Source organism: Candidatus Tisiphia endosymbiont of Thecophora atra, from assembly GCF_964026395.1.
GTDB lineage: Bacteria > Pseudomonadota > Alphaproteobacteria > Rickettsiales > Rickettsiaceae > Tisiphia.
Genome location: NZ_OZ032145.1, coordinates 1,090,153 through 1,105,182 on the forward strand (window position 1 = coordinate 1,090,153; position 15,030 = coordinate 1,105,182).

Sequence of the window (15,030 nt, forward strand, 5' to 3'; positions counted from 1 at the left end):
CTGAGCTTCTGCATATATCTTTTATTTGACTATACCTAATTTTTCTACCATTTACAACAGATGCGATAGCATCCCCCAAGACATCGATTTAGTAAACATTTTCAATGCTTCAAAATAAGATAATAAAACGTCTTATCTTTTAGTAATGTAGTATACTTCTCCTACTTCAAGAGTTGTGTTCACAACTCTTGAAGTAGGAGTTATTTACATCTTCATTATATTATTTTTTCCCGTGTTAGCTCTGATTGTTTTTGCTGATCTAGCTGTTGTTTTTGTCTATATATCTCTGTTAATCTTTTTTCTATTTCTGTATTCTTCAAATAAGGACCAATTAGCTTATCATTCATCCTATATTCTAAATAAGATTTTGCATCATAAGTATTATTGTTAATTTTTATCATCCCATGTTCTTTAAGCTCTTGTATTTCAGGACTCAATTCTTTTAGTACATGTGCTTGACGTTCTTTATATAATTGCCTTGTTAGCACAGCTACTTTCTTTGTATCTTTTATTCCTTCCACTAGCATTATTTCAAAATCAGCCCCTCTTATATAAGACCTTATTTCCTGATTATTCATTAAGTTATTTAAATAACTTTGCACGGTTTTAAATTGTTGTTTATTTTCTTTAATTAATATCCCTTGTTCTTTTATTATTTTTATATCTTGTTCAATTTGCTTCTTACAATGTTGTTGACTAAATTTAAACATTAATGGTGCTACTCTATCCTTTAACTCTGAAGTATTTCGTTTTAATTCCCTAATTAACAGTTCTTCTTCCCATATATTATGCTTTGCTATATATAAACTATCCCTTTTAATATTCTCTAATAGATCAGGCTGGCAGTCATACACTCTCCTTTTATCATTGATGCTCTCTTCTTCCATTTCTTCTGATATACGATAAGTTAAACTTTGATAGTCCTTACCCATCTTTAAACTTAAGTCCCTCTCTTGCTCTAGGCTATTCAGTAATCCATTAACTTGTTGTAATTCTTGCCGTTCCTTCTCTATTTTATTAAATTGTGGAATTATCCAATCTCTAAAACTATCGACCCGTATTTTATCTACCGCCTTTACCATATCGTTATATTTTAATGGCTTTATTTGATGCTTTAGATTCTCTACATTGAACTTATCATTAAATTTTTGTATTTCATCTATCCTATCCTTATACACTTCAAGTACTATTTTTAACTCTCTATTTTTATTATCATTAATGTTAACAGTTTCTTTAGATGCTTGTTCTAAGCCTTTTTCCTCCCCTATCTTAATAATGTCACTTAAACTATCTGCACTATATGTTTTTAGTTCTTCTAACTCTGAAGTCCATTTATTTACTAATTCAGGGTTTTGTCCTTTATATTTTTCTACTATTTCCTCTATTCTTCTCTCATAACTATTATTCTTAGCCAGTTTTGTTTGAACTTTTTGCTGTAGTTTTTGTACGTAGGTTATATCTTTTTCTACTAAACTTTGCCACCATTTACTACTACAAAGACTATCATATATTTTACTAGATATTTTTACCTTATCATCGTAATCTAGTTTATTACTTGTTTGATTTCTCGCTTGCCTTATTTGATAAGTTTTAATTTGCTGATATACTGTTTGCTCTATGGATCTTTGGTAAGCTTTAATTATTTTACCCTTTATCCCAATTAATTGTTCTTGATGTAGCAAGCTTACATCCCTGACCATAATATGATATAGTTCTACCCTATCAGTATCATAAGATTCTAAACTTGTAATGTAAGATTGATAATGATCATCATCACCAAAACTACGACCACTACTGTCATAACTTAAAGCTCTTTGTTTTTGCTCGTACTCATGTTGCAGTTCTGCTATTAATTTTGGTAATTCTAGACACTCTTTATCTTTGATTTTGCTATTCGTAGCTATAGCAACTAGTGTATCTCGGTATAGGCTATCTTGTAATCCTAAAAATTCATGTTTACTCCCATCTTTTTTGGTAGTTTCAGCATATTTCATGTAATAGTTAGCTTCTGATGAGGTAAGCTTCTCTTGCCAGCTGACTTCTTTTGCAGCTTCTTGTCTTATGTGTTCTATGGCTAGGATAGTACCGCTACTTCTAGCTTGCCACAATATTCTTTCCCCTATCGCTAGTGCTTTCTGTGGTAGTAATTGTTGTAGTCTTGCAGCCATAGAGTAACTATAAGATAAGAAACTATTTTGCTGCTGACAATTTATAATAGCTTCCCTGATATTGTCTATATTGCAACCTACTGGTAATTGGTCAGCCAAGTCCCATTTCTCTAGTAAGATGTCGGTATGGATAGTACCATTAAACTCTAGTTGACTTGGGTCAATGATAGTTACATTGCCAATATGACCATTAGCCTCATTAATCATGTGGCATATTGTTCTAGCCGCTTTGATGCCGGCTTGATCATGATCAGGGCAAATAACTACTCTTCTACCTCGCAATTGCTGCCAATTTGCTTTATCTGCCGAATTACTACCACCCAACCAAGATAGTACAATATATTCGGGCAGTAATTCTTGGGCTTTATCACAGGTCCTCTCACCTTCCACTATTAATATAGTAGTATTTAATTTACTCTTCTGCTCATCTGTTATTTTCTCTATATGATAGATCGGTTTATAACCATTATCACTAAAACCCTTTAACCACCAAGCTTCTTTATTTAATGATTCATTTTGGCAATAGCTCACTGGTAGTACTTGCTTCGTTCCATCTTGGTTACTTATCAGTCTAACCGTTAAACCTATTAGCTGGCTCTTATCATTTCTGTAATAATAGATGCCTGCAATAGTATTACTTTTCAGTATACCAGCCAAGTGAATATTAGGATCGAATTTAGGTGCAGATTCAGGGACGTAAGGCTGTGCATACCATTCATTGATTGGTTGTGTCACTATCTTTTCATATCCATCACTTCCTTGTAGTTGCTTATTGCTGCTGTAGTTATCATTATGATAATTATTTGCTCTAGCCCTAATACCAGATATCGAGGCTACTTGCTCTAATGCTTCTAATTTGCTGCAGTTAAGAGCCTTCTGAACAAAAGAAAATATATTGCCTCCCTCTCCAGTACTATGACGAATCCATAATCCTTTCCTTAAATTCATACTCAAACTGCCAAGGCTAATCTCAGCACCACTCCTTTTAAAATTTTTGCCATCACTATTAATCCTTCTAGCATAGCTTTCAAAAATATTACGATAATTATATTCACTCAAACTTTGGATAACTTCATTGAAGTCTAATCTCTCATTCCTAGCTGCATTAATGCTATCATATTTGTTAGTTTCTAGTCTAACTTTACCGTCTCTTACTTCCTCTATTTTGTTGCTAGTTATTTCTTTCTGATCTTCACCTTGAATATCAGCCGAGATGGATATAGCTAATTTAGCTAGTTCTGCATCATTAATATAGTTATAATATTCATAAATAAGCCCTTGTAGATCATCTTCTTTTGCTAGTGCTGCCAAATTTTCTATAGTTAGTTTTCCCTCCTTTTGTAAAAGGTAAAGCTGATCCAAAAAGCTCTGTTCATATTTATTAGGCAAACTAGCAGTTAACGACGTTATTTCTGCTGATAAGCTCTCAAGTAACTTCAGATAGTTTCCTGTTGTTAGTTTATTTTGTAGTTCTTGTGCTTTAATTGCACCTTGCTCATAATTTCTGAACCTTTTAGCTATGACCTCAAAATTGTTAATAGCATCTTTCCGACGCTGGCTAATACCCAAAATGTTACCAAAGCCAATACCTCTAAAATTACCCAGTAATTTAGGATTTTTCTTTACTTTAGAAATGGTATCTGCTAATTGCTCATACCGGCATTCTACTAACAAATCTTGCCATTTCTGCAGTATTTTTGATACAGGAGTTTTATATATACGACTTAAGAATTCAGGGAATAATTTTTCCCGATAAGTAATTATTTCTGCTAGTTCTTTTTTTATCTCTTGATGCTCTATACTAGTCTTTTCTAATAGTTCAGTTCTCTCTGTTAGTAACAGCTTGGTTTCAGTAATAAATTCATTGAGATTAGCCAAATTAGTGGTAAAGATATTTATCAAGTTTGTATTATTTAAGGAGTCAGTACTATCATTTTGGGTGGAATGCAAACCATGACAAATCTCCACCATTTGTCCCCAATGATTATTTGTAATTAATGTTGCTCCTTGATTGATGTTGTTCAAGAAGTATTTATAAGTTGAATAGCCGGCATGTTTTTGGATTGTCTGATAATTTAAATTAAGCTGGATAAGTCTATCACCCATCCTTACTTGATCCTTAACATCGCTACCTCCTGCGTCTTTAATACTGACACTACCATGATAATTATCACAAATAATTTTAGCATGTTCTTGCAACTTTGCCTTTGCTTCTTGTAGTTCCTTATAGATAGTTTCTAGTTCCTCCCTATCATACTCTGACAGATATTGCCAAATAAGCTGATTACGCTTCTCTTTTGATAATGTTGCCCATAATATTTTTTTACTACTAATATCTTTACTATCAATCTTTTCATCAACCTCTCTATTAAACATTAAATCATACGGGTCTATAATAATTTCTCTAACATTCTGTATCTCGACATTAGCACTTTGCTTAAATAGCACACATAGTCCAACTAGTTTAATAGGCATTTCTTGACGCTCTCGCCATTCTTGCATCTTACCACGTAAATCAAATACTTCTCGTCTAGAGTCTAAATAATTCTTAATTACTTGTTGATTAGGGGTTAAATTATCAAGCTTACGGTAATCAATTGCTAAATTATTATCTACTCTTCTACTGACCCCTAACATTAAACCAATATACCAAGTAGGTATTTCTTCCCTAACTAACTTTGAATCTTTTCCACCTGATACCTTATAGGTATATGATTCTATACTAAACCGTTCCCGTCCTTTTGCCGCATCCTCTTCCACTCTTCTATAAACTATATCTTCTAATACATCTCTAGCTCCATACAGTTTTACCTCATATCTAAACCTACTCATCAACACATTAAATGCTTCATAACCCATAATAGCTTCATGGTATATTTTCATATAGTCCACTGTCTCACCTTCTAGCTTATATCCAGTAACTACATAACCATATTGAAATTGAACAGGATATAGTGGGTCAGATGTATCAATCTTGACTATCTTCTTACTGCCATCAGCTTTATGTACTAGCAATTGCACGCAGCCAAGACCAAACTTATTGGGATTATTAAAATCTATAACTGTTGCTACCTCGCCATTTAGCACTCCATTAAACCCCTTGTATTCTGCCTTGTTACTGGTAAAAACTATTTGCTCACCTCGCAACAATTCTATCATCTCATAGCCAGATTTAAAATTACCACTCAGTCCCTTTAAAATACCAGCCTGTTTTAACTTTTCTCTAACTTGTATGTTAAAATAATTCACAGACACATTAGTATAAGCACCTATTACTATCGACCTAATCGATACTAAATCATCTCTAGCTAAATTCTTGGCTTGCTCTAAATACTCATTAATATAATCTGTTACTAACGCTTCTTTAGTTACTTGTACATTGTCATAAATATTAAATACTCCAAGCCCTTGATAAATCTCTAATGCTTTTTCTATCTTATAAAGACCCATTAGCTTGGTAGCTTGCCTTTGTAGTCTCATAGTCCAGTCGTCTTGGTGTTTATGACGCATCACTTCAGTTAATGTACTTACCTTTGCAACAGTACAAATCTTCTTAAAAGCCCCAGCCATACCAACTGCAGCAAACTGATTATTATCACCCACTATTATCGCTTTTGACCCTGACTTTAATACTGTACTTAATAAATAGTCCATATTTGCCAACTCGACCATACTAGACACTGTTAACAAAGGTATAGAAAAGAAAGTAAGAATAGGATAGAATGGTCTTAAAAAGGAGATATATATGGATCAACGATTATATCCTATTAAGGCTGATTTTTTCCGTAAAGAAATAGAGCCAATTATAGAGAAGAATTATATTTGGAAGGGTCGACCTGTTCAAATAAGTCATTACAGAGTATTTTGTGCAATAATGTATGTGCTGAGAACTGGCGTACCATGGAGAGATTTACCAAAATGTTATGGTTGCTGGCATACTATCTATCAACGTTTTAAACGAGGTAGTGAAAGAGGAATATGGTGGAAGATATTAATGCTTCTACAGTGTAGCAAGAAGATAACGATTAATATAGTTATCTCAGATAGCAGTATATTCAAGGTGCACCGACATGGCGGCGGCTTAAAAGGGGGAGTCAAAGCAAGGGGAAGAGCAAGGGAGGAATGAGTACGAAGCTGCACCTTACGATGACAGTACAAGGGCATATAGTAGAAGGATTCCTGACAGGAGGGAATAGAAATGATATTGCTATGGCAGAAGAGTTAAGTGCAGGAATTGTAGGGTGCTGTGTTATTCAAGATCGTGGATATGATAGTAATAAAAATCGTCAGAATCTTGTTTCACAAAATAATATACCGGTAATTCCCGGAAGAAAGAATAGGAAGATAGAGATTATATATGACAAGGAAAAATATAAGTTAAGAGCAGCAAACAAAATGCTACGTATTATGTAAAAACATAAACAAACTATTAGAACAGTTTGTTAGAAGGAGCAATAGAAAGATTTTTTGGTAAGATTAAAGAAAACAGGCGTCTTGGACTTCGTTATGAAAAAGATGATCTTTCCTTCCTGTCTTTTATTGCTTTTGCTGCTATTAAAATAAATCTTCGAAACCTTTGTTAACAGTGTCTAGCTTCATCTATGATTAATATGGTCTTATCATCTAACTCTCTACTAATATTTTGATACAAACTCAAACTAGTCTCTATTCTGCCTTGAGGTTGATATTCTATTTCCTTATAATAATCAGAACGCAGCATTAACTCAAACGTTTGCCCCTTAGCTTCTTGCCATTCTTTACGCAGTAGTGCTGTATTCTTTGATTCAATACCCGTACTACTTGCTAGAACTTGTGCAGCAGTACTACTTGGGGCTGTTCCTATTACCCTGTAACCCGCCTTGTTATATTGACCTACTATCTCCCGCACCCGACTTCCGCATTTTTTAATAAGGCATAAGCTTAGAAGGCTCATAGTGCTAGGATTTTTAAAATTTAGGCACAACATTATTTTGTTATTTTAAATATATTTCAGCATGGTCTGAACGCTTGATGTTAAAGGTTTTATAGATTTTTCTAGCTTCGTTTTTTATTGCACTTGGTAGTCTATAAAGATCACCAGTCTTTGTATGTCTTAAGATTGAAGCCTGTACTGATATTAATAATTCAACGATGTTAGTTACACTGATCTTTTGGGTCAGAGCAACCTTGTATTCTATAGTTTTAAGCACTGCAAAACTCATATAACACACAGCTATGTGTGCTTCTATCCTTTGTTTAGTCCAGTGAAAAATTGGACGCATTTGTAAATTATGTTTATTGATTCTAAATTGCTCTTCAATTACCCATAATCTAGCATATTTTGCTATTGCTTCATGTGGAGTTATAGTTTGGTCATTGGTGATTACCCCATGTATGCCATCCCACAACGCATCCTGCTCTATCTTCTCTGCGTCAATATAGCTCTTGCCATTTTCACTAGAAGTATATTTTTTTACTCCACTATTAGATATAAGTTTTTTAGTACTACCAGACTCACCAATAGTCTTATTAATTTTATCTAAAATTTTTTGTCGCTCCTGTGCATCATTAATAGCCCTTTTAGATTTATAACTGGTAATTAGACGTTTACCATCATGCTCTAGATCGGCAATCCAAGTAAGATCATTGCCTATAACAGTAGGCTTATAGTTTTCCTCTGATAATATTTCTTCTTTCTTTTCTTTCTTGAGTGTTTTAAGCTTTGCTGCCACAATATAACGATAACCACCTTCATCGAGAGCTTGCAAGTTAGCTTTACTAAACATTGCACGATCAGCAATAAAACAGACATCTTTAACTTTAAGATACGCTTGCCAGCTGTTAATTGATTTAATTAAGGTGCTAACTTCTGCGGTATTACCACTAAATAGCTCATAGCCAAGTGGTAATCCATCCTCATTAGTTGCTAGGGCAAGAACTAGTTGGGTAGTATTAAAGCGATGATCTTTACTATAGCCAAAGGCTCTTAGCTCATCTATTTCTACTGATTCAAAGTATAGTGTAGTAACATCAAAAAATACTAGGCTAATCTCTTTATTAGGAATCAAGGTTAGGGTGTTTTTAAAGCATAATTCTTTAATTTTAGGTATTTGCTCATGTAATTTGTCCATCATCCGATAAGTAGCATCTAGATCATGATGCTGGTCAAATTGATCGCTTAAATACTCAACTATCCCTTTTTTACTATCTGGCCTTACCATACGGGCTAACACTAAATCCTTCAGCATCCCAGCGTCACGTTTCCTTGCTAGTAACTGGTTAAAATGCATTTGATCATAAACATGCCCTCCTATTTGATGCACTCCTTCAACAACTCGCTTGACTTCTACAACCTCATTTAGTTTTACTTCATTAACAGGTAGAATATCTTTTAACTGCTTGTTAGTTGGACGACCTCTTTTAACCTTGTTAGTATCATCAGTAAACAAATTCCCCTGCCCAGTTGCAGCTTCTCTCTCAGCTTTAATCTTGGCAATCAAATCTTGTGCTATGGCAACTAATTTAGCTTCTTCTACTTCATCTACGAAGACTCCTAAATGACGTACTATACGCTGTTTGACGTTACCGTTACTATCACGATAACCTTCTACTATTTGGATAGATTGCCTTGGACTATTAGGACTTTTTTTATGACGTATGTACATATTAGGGCTATAAAATATGGGGCTATATTCAATTAATTAAATAATAAACAACATCGCAGTTAAAGTCAATAATAAAATATCTACTAGGCACAACAGAACGAGAGTACCACTTCACCTCCTTACTAATGCCACTTATAACAACTAATATCAAAAAATCTGCGGAAGGCAGGAGATGCTAGAGTTATTAGCGTTGTAGCGGTATCAGTAAATTTATCGTCTGCTTCATCATAAGTTTTTAGTAAACGATCAATTTCATATTGACGATCTTTTAATTGTTGTTTTTTTCTTTGAAATTCTTCTGTGCTAAGTTCTCCATTGAGTCGCAAATCTATTAATGAATTTAATCTATTCTCATTTTCGGTATGTTCTTTCTTTAACATAGAGGTTGCTTGGTCATGCTCAGTTTTTTTTAGCTCATTAGTGTTTCTTAGGTATGCAAGGGGCTCTTTTAGCATTTCCGGGTCTCTTATACCTATTCTTTTAAAAACCTCTTCTATTTGCTTTAAAACCTCATCTTCCCTTATATATATTTTCTTGTCTAAGTTCTGTGGATCCCAAGTAGCTAAATATATCCATTCATCCACTTTACCGTTTGGATATGTTTTACTATGAATTTCAGATGTTACCATTTTGCCAGTTACAGCACAGGTGATTAATCCTCTAAAGAGAAAATCTTTCCCACCATATTTGAATGGCTTCTTCTTCCAGCCTAAACGTACATCTTTACATGCCATAAAAATCTCTCTTGTTATAATAGGTTGATAACCATGTGACCACATCTCTCCTTTTACTCTCATTTCACCGTAATAAAATTGGTTGTTGTATTAAACGATGTATAACAGTTTTATTTAGGTGACAATTCTTTTTACTTCTTAAGCCTAATTCTTTAGCCATGTTTACCATAGACCTAAGAGTATAGACCCCGCTCGCATATTCTTCAAATAGTTTTTTGATAATAAAAGCTCTAGACTGATCAAGAATTATTATACTATTGCCACTTGCGTCTCTGCTATTTAGATACCCAAGGGGTGCTGGACCTATCCATTGTCCTTTACGTAATTTATGATCTAGACTCCTTTTAACGTTATCACTTAAACTATCAACGTAAGATTGTGCCATTAATACGTTCATCCCCCACATTAGCCTTGCATGGGATTGAGAATCTTTGTTTATTACATAACCTTCTGTTCTAAAGTGTAATTCTATTTTACCAGCTTTTATTGGTTCTTCCAATAATGAAATTTCTGAGATTCTTCTTTGTACTCGATCTACTTTATCAGCAACTATAGCAATTGTTTCTCTATGGCTTTTAGCAAATTTGATCATCTCTTTAAATTGTTTGCGATTACCTCTGCTGGAAGATTCGATAATTTCAAAGATTTGGATAATTTCTAGGTTTTTGCGTTGGCAATATTCCAACAATCTGTGTTTTTGTGCTTCGATAGAGTGTCCTTCTTCTTGTTCTTTTGTTGAAACACGAACTAAAATTATGCCTTTTTGTGCTGAGTCTGTCATATTTTTCCCTTTGATAATAGTAATAATAAATTAGAGTTTAAATTAATAAGTATTATGCATTCAGAGATAGATCAAATACTGGATAAGTCAAGTTGAGTTTGCATTAAATTATCCAAGTAACCCCAGTATTAGAGCCAAGTGTAACATTTTTTTAGCATTAATAATTTTAGGTTATTGTAAAAATAATTGTTTTAACTCGTATCAGGAGTAACTTTATCAAGTGCTTTGTCATAGATACCCCTATTTAGCTATTTTAAGCCTCGCACAACGCATTTTAGTATTCTTGCGTATTTTTGGAGTACTTTTGATTATTACTCTCCAAGTCTAAATATGGGCTTTTTTATTTATATGGGTTTGCTTTAAAATAATAGATAAGTTAAAAACTTAACCGAATACCACTGTTTACATCGATCCCCTTATTGATATTCTGTATCAGATATGATACAATTGAGTCATAACAAATAAATTGTAGTGATCTTATGGCAGCTAAACGATTATTAGTGTCTTTAGACGAAAAAATATTTTAATAATGGTTAAAATCTGATCAAAAAACTATAATTCATTTAATTTTTTAGTTTGGTTTGGCGGGTCAATAGTTCGTTACAATTTACATATTACCAAGTTACACTATCATCCTAGTTTATCGGCGGGGATTTGTGCTTTGGATTCCAAGATATAAGAAACTAGTAAATTATTCGAAGCTATTTCTATGTTTTTGTCACCTAATTCAATGTATTTTACTATAGTCGGTGTATCTTTTAACTAATACTTGATTATATCTACTTTTTTACTTATGCAAATCCTCTAAAACCCGCTATACCTTCGAACTTTCGATAGTTGTGGATTTGTGTCTTGAACCCCAAAATCCAACCTACACAACTACAACTCACTAATACCAAGTAAAGGCAATGATTCTTCATTATATAACTGGTGAATTTCTTGTATCATTTCTAGCTTAGTTGTTGAGCTAACATCCTTGCTTTTTAACAAACATTTTATACTGTCTAGATGATCATGAAAACTAGAGTCTATTGTTTGGTCGATCTTTAATGCTTCTGTGGCTTGTAATTTGTTTTTCTTTAACAGTTTATTTATACCTTTTAGTAATTCATCTCCTATGTTGTCATCATCTAAATATATTGTAGTGACAGTGTTATTGTGTTGTAAGACTTGTGCTATATATTTAGCTCCTTCATCTCCTATGTTGTTATTTCCCAAATTTATTTTCTCAACATTTTTTCTACTTATAGTTTTTTGATAACTTTAATAAATTTCATATATTTACCTCATCAAAAGAAAAAAGAGTGGATAACAAAGTCCCATATTAGAATAACTTTGCAATTATTCTACTAGTAATTTTAGAAGATACTAGACTAAAGTCAATGAAAGTTTTTTATTGACTTTGGTTATAATTATGTGTTTTTAATTAAATAGTTGAAGGACAGGTTGTAGTTATGGATAATGCTAGTTTCCACAAGTCCTAAAAGATAAAGGAGTTGATAGAATCAGTTGATTGTACCATTATTTTCTTACCACCGTATTCACTAGATTTAAATCCTTACTTTTACCCTGTAATTATTTTTTAATGTTATTGACAAATTAAAAAATAACTCTTGACTAATACGGCGTTTTGCCGTACCATCTAATTATCATATTGATAGGGCTATATGACAAAAAATAATTCTAAAACTGTTAAACAAGAATATGTAAGATTAGAAGCAAGAATTGCCCCTGAGCTAAAACAATTATTTATTAAGGCAGCAGAAATTCAAGGGACAAATTTAACTAATTTCATTGTCTCTAGTAGCAAAAAAGAAGCGGAATCTATCATCAAAGAGCATGTTCTGATTAATCTAACTTTAAAAGATATGACGTTATTTGCCCAAGAAATTATCAACAATATTGAACCCAATGATAAGCTAAAAACTGCAGCAGGAAGGTTTAAATTATCTATTACCAGCTAGCACATGAAAAATCAGTTTTATGTTACCTCTTTTGATAGATCATACACTCTACTCAACTTTGATTGTGGGGTAGAGTATTTAAACAAGTATTTAACTAATTATGCTATCCAAGATATCAAAAGACATTTAGCTTCAGTATTTGTGTGTGTTTTTAATGATGATAACGATAAAAAAGTAATTGGTTATTATACATTATCTTCAAGTTACATTGATATCACTAAGTTAGACAAAAATTATATAAAAAAGCTACCACATTATCCATATCTTCCAGCAGTACTTATTGGAAGATTTGCTATAGATAGAAATTATCAAGGTAAAAAAATAGGTGAATATTTATTAATGGATAGTCTTTATAGAGTATTCAAATCAGAAATAGCGGCTTTTGCCGCTATAGTTGATGCTAAAGATTCCAAAGCAGCAAGTTTTTACAAAAATTATGGATTCATTCAGTTTATAGATACTCCTAATAAATTGTTTTTACCAATGACTGTTATAACAAAGATTTTTAGTTGAGGTAATACGGGTATTTATAGTTGTAGCTACTTATCTTCGAGATGGATAGGATCAAAATTGTGCCATAAAACAGGCTTAGTATGCGGTTATGGGATAGAAAATTAAATTTCTTTACGAGATCACTTTGATAGCTATAGGTAATGTGACCTTTTTTATACTTATCTTGTACCCAATCTCCTCTAGCGTAAGAGCCAAATAAAATAATCATCGCAATCTTATGCTTTGATACATTTAGAATTTCTCTAACAATATTATCAAGTCTTTCTTGAATTATCAGGGAGCGTTCAGGTAAAACAGTTTTCATATATTTGTAATGCAGCTATCTATAATGTAGATTACTACAATCGGCATAGATATTGCAAAAAGAATTTTGCAAATTCACCTATATACAAGAAATCTTTTCTATAATATTTAAGATTTCATTTGAGTACCGTGATATTGTTGTAAGCAAAACATGCTCTTTTCTAGTGTAATAGATACCTTTTTAATTGCATCAATATTATTTACTATTTGTAACAAGGTCTATGAATTACACAAGCCCAAACTCCCTTATGAATCATATACTTCATAGTTCTCACCAACAATAGTACATGCATTTTTCTGCGGTATCGCTACTTGTATTAAGCTCAAAATTAAGTAGGATTTTACCATTTCTTCCCTCGGATTCTGCCATAGTAACAGCTTCTGCAATTTGATCTATATTGTACTCAGTATCTATAGGCATTTTTATATCTGCCATAACAAAACTCTTTATCATTTGTTTAAATATTTGCTGTCTATAGTTTACTGGTTCACTATACACCCAATCTCGCAAATGATAAAATTCAAATTGTACATTTTTCTCCATTGCGTCAGTAAAGAAAGAGGCTGGAAGTTGTTGTCCAGACATTAAACCATATTGCAAGAATTTACCACCAGGATTAACTGCTTTTAACAGTGTTGCTCCTGCATCACCACCAATTGCATCTAAAGCATAATCAACCCCTTTGTTATTTGTAAATTTAAAAATAGCCTTAGTAATATCTTCTTCGTTTGAGTTAATCACTTTCTTCAAACCAAGTTGTTCCAGTTTAACTTTATTCTCAACACTCCTTACAATTGAAATCAAATCAAAACCCAAGCTTTTAAAAAAACCAGCAATAATATGTCCACAAATTGAATTTCCAGCATTTATTACAAGAGTGTCACTTTTATCAATTTTTAATTTATCAACTAACATTAACCAGCAAGTGAGAGGGTTAATATATAATTGTGCTGCTGTTCGATTATCAATTTCATCAGGTATTAAAATAGCTTCTTGAGCTGGAATAATGTTATATTCTTGCCAAGTGCCTTTTCCTTTTAACGCCAGTACCCTTTTACTAATTAGGTGATTATTATTAGCATTACCAGCAACACAAACAGTCCCAACTCCTTCAAAACCAGCTATTTTAGGGAACTCTACTCTGTCAGGATATCTTCCTCTAATAGTTAGTAAGTCCGAAGGATTAATAGCACATGCATGCATTTGAACTAATATTTCATTATCCTGAAGTGTTGGTATTTCCAATCTAGCAATTTTTAATACCTCAGACGGATTACCAAACAAATTATACATGACTGCTTTATAGGTTTGGGGTAGGTTAAAATTCTTCATAGTCAATTTCTCACTCCATTTTCTATTTAATCTCTAAATTTTAAAAGATGAATATTTTTAAAATTATACCCCCTGTTTTTTGTTGTGGCTTTCTAGGGTCTCAGTTAACAGCAATTATCTTTTTAAAAAAATTAAATATTTTTTATCTGTATTTTATCTCAGTACAGGACAAAGAGATTAAGGAGAGAATAAAAAATAGTAGATAACGCGTAGACAAAGCTCTATTAGTTAGGTTGTTAAAGACTTAAGAGCAGCAAACAAAATGCTACGTATTATGTAAAAACATAAACAAACTATTAGAACAGTTTGTTAGAAGGCAAGAGAATGATTACAGCGTTATCACAATTAATAGGAGACTACTTTTTTAATAGTTTTGCAAGTATAAAATTAATAGAACAAATAATATTAGGATTACTGCAAGTGAGAGATGTAAATCTTACACAACTTGCCTTAACGATAAAAGGAGACAAGCAAGAATCACGCTATAAGAAATTACAGAGATTTTTTGCCAAATGTGAATTTCATACACATCCTTAGCCAAGTTACTGGTTAGGTTGGCTGGAATTGATGCTGAACAATGGTTATTAGTG

13 protein-coding genes and 1 pseudogene are annotated in these 15,030 nt (G+C 32.7%); 6 read left to right on the forward strand and 8 right to left on the reverse strand.

The annotated features are described in order from the left end of the window. Positions 1–215: 215 nt before the first annotated feature. Positions 216–5,822 (reverse strand): AAA family ATPase, encoded by a 5,607-nt coding sequence (locus AAGD45_RS05265; RefSeq protein ID WP_341760916.1) that lies wholly within the window; start codon positions 5,820–5,822, stop codon positions 216–218. A 91-nt stretch (positions 5,823–5,913) separates the two neighbouring features. On the opposite strand from AAGD45_RS05265, the gene AAGD45_RS05270 reads away from it, so the two are divergent. Together AAGD45_RS05270 and AAGD45_RS05275 are read left to right on the forward strand one after the other, a co-directional pair. Continuing rightward, a complete protein-coding gene (locus AAGD45_RS05270; protein ID WP_341760917.1) occupies positions 5,914–6,294 on the forward strand; it encodes a transposase in 381 nt (126 codons plus the stop codon). Positions 6,295–6,314: 20 nt separating this feature from the next. Beyond that, positions 6,315–6,581 (forward strand): transposase, encoded by a 267-nt coding sequence (locus AAGD45_RS05275; RefSeq protein ID WP_341760918.1) that lies wholly within the window; start codon positions 6,315–6,317, stop codon positions 6,579–6,581. 166 nt (positions 6,582–6,747) lie between these two features. Here AAGD45_RS05275 and AAGD45_RS05280 read toward each other — a convergent pair whose 3' ends face one another. The 5 genes from AAGD45_RS05280 to AAGD45_RS05300 all read right to left on the reverse strand — a co-directional run bounded on the left by AAGD45_RS05280 (position 6,748) and on the right by AAGD45_RS05300 (position 11,545). Then, positions 6,748–7,056 (reverse strand): AAA family ATPase, encoded by a 309-nt coding sequence (locus AAGD45_RS05280; protein WP_341760919.1) that lies wholly within the window; start codon positions 7,054–7,056, stop codon positions 6,748–6,750. Between the two features lie 85 nt (positions 7,057–7,141). Then, positions 7,142–8,812: an IS1634 family transposase gene (locus AAGD45_RS05285; protein WP_341760920.1), complete on the reverse strand. Its 1,671-nt coding sequence runs from the start codon at positions 8,810–8,812 to the stop codon at positions 7,142–7,144. A 122-nt stretch (positions 8,813–8,934) separates the two neighbouring features. Next, a complete protein-coding gene (locus AAGD45_RS05290; RefSeq protein WP_341760921.1) occupies positions 8,935–9,609 on the reverse strand; it encodes a hypothetical protein in 675 nt (224 codons plus the stop codon). Between the two features lies 1 nt (position 9,610). Then, positions 9,611–10,327, reverse strand: a complete 717-nt coding sequence (locus AAGD45_RS05295; RefSeq protein WP_341760922.1) for a recombinase family protein — start codon at positions 10,325–10,327, stop codon at positions 9,611–9,613. A gap of 879 nt (positions 10,328–11,206) precedes the next feature. Next, complete coding sequence (locus AAGD45_RS05300; protein WP_341760923.1) at positions 11,207–11,545, reverse strand: hypothetical protein; 339 nt, start codon at positions 11,543–11,545, stop codon at positions 11,207–11,209. A gap of 221 nt (positions 11,546–11,766) precedes the next feature. Here AAGD45_RS05300 and AAGD45_RS05305 point away from each other — a divergent pair. The 3 genes and pseudogenes from AAGD45_RS05305 to AAGD45_RS05315 all read left to right on the forward strand — a co-directional run. Continuing rightward, positions 11,767–11,913, forward strand: a pseudogene (locus AAGD45_RS05305) (transposase); the annotation flags it as partial. 81 nt (positions 11,914–11,994) lie between these two features. Then, positions 11,995–12,291, forward strand: a complete 297-nt coding sequence (locus tag AAGD45_RS05310; RefSeq protein WP_341760924.1) for a DUF1778 domain-containing protein — start codon at positions 11,995–11,997, stop codon at positions 12,289–12,291. Between the two features lie 3 nt (positions 12,292–12,294). Continuing rightward, positions 12,295–12,804, forward strand: a complete 510-nt coding sequence (locus tag AAGD45_RS05315; RefSeq protein ID WP_341760925.1) for a GNAT family N-acetyltransferase — start codon at positions 12,295–12,297, stop codon at positions 12,802–12,804. On the opposite strand, the gene AAGD45_RS05320 is transcribed toward AAGD45_RS05315, so the two are convergent. Together AAGD45_RS05320 and AAGD45_RS05325 are read right to left on the reverse strand one after the other, a co-directional pair. Further along, on the reverse strand, positions 12,797–13,108 hold the full coding sequence (locus AAGD45_RS05320; protein WP_341760926.1) for a hypothetical protein: 312 nt from the start codon (positions 13,106–13,108) through the stop codon (positions 12,797–12,799). The two genes, AAGD45_RS05315 and AAGD45_RS05320, sit on opposite strands and share 8 nt — an antisense overlap. A 270-nt stretch (positions 13,109–13,378) precedes the next feature. After that, positions 13,379–14,440: a zinc-dependent alcohol dehydrogenase family protein gene (locus AAGD45_RS05325; protein ID WP_341760927.1), complete on the reverse strand. Its 1,062-nt coding sequence runs from the start codon at positions 14,438–14,440 to the stop codon at positions 13,379–13,381. Positions 14,441–14,764: 324 nt separating this feature from the next. Here AAGD45_RS05325 and AAGD45_RS05330 point away from each other — a divergent pair, with 324 nt between their 5' ends. Further along, positions 14,765–14,977, forward strand: coding sequence for a hypothetical protein (locus AAGD45_RS05330; protein ID WP_341760928.1), 213 nt, complete (start codon positions 14,765–14,767; stop codon positions 14,975–14,977). Positions 14,978–15,030: the final 53 nt, after the last annotated feature.

Bases quoted from the DNA above. Each gene is read 5' to 3' on its own strand.
- AAGD45_RS05265 (WP_341760916.1), bottom strand. From the start codon at position 5,822: ATGGACTATTTATTAAGTACAGTATTAAAGTCAGGGTCAAAAGCGATA.
- AAGD45_RS05270 (WP_341760917.1), top strand. From the start codon at position 5,914: ATGGATCAACGATTATATCCTATTAAGGCTGATTTTTTCCGTAAAGAA.
- AAGD45_RS05275 (WP_341760918.1), top strand. From the start codon at position 6,315: ATGACAGTACAAGGGCATATAGTAGAAGGATTCCTGACAGGAGGGAAT.
- AAGD45_RS05285 (WP_341760920.1), bottom strand. From the start codon at position 8,812: ATGTACATACGTCATAAAAAAAGTCCTAATAGTCCAAGGCAATCTATC.
- AAGD45_RS05290 (WP_341760921.1), bottom strand. From the start codon at position 9,609: ATGAGAGTAAAAGGAGAGATGTGGTCACATGGTTATCAACCTATTATA.
- AAGD45_RS05295 (WP_341760922.1), bottom strand. From the start codon at position 10,327: ATGACAGACTCAGCACAAAAAGGCATAATTTTAGTTCGTGTTTCAACA.
- AAGD45_RS05310 (WP_341760924.1), top strand. From the start codon at position 11,995: ATGACAAAAAATAATTCTAAAACTGTTAAACAAGAATATGTAAGATTA.
- AAGD45_RS05315 (WP_341760925.1), top strand. From the start codon at position 12,295: ATGAAAAATCAGTTTTATGTTACCTCTTTTGATAGATCATACACTCTA.
- AAGD45_RS05320 (WP_341760926.1), bottom strand. From the start codon at position 13,108: ATGAAAACTGTTTTACCTGAACGCTCCCTGATAATTCAAGAAAGACTT.
- AAGD45_RS05325 (WP_341760927.1), bottom strand. From the start codon at position 14,440: ATGAAGAATTTTAACCTACCCCAAACCTATAAAGCAGTCATGTATAAT.
- AAGD45_RS05330 (WP_341760928.1), top strand. From the start codon at position 14,765: ATGATTACAGCGTTATCACAATTAATAGGAGACTACTTTTTTAATAGT.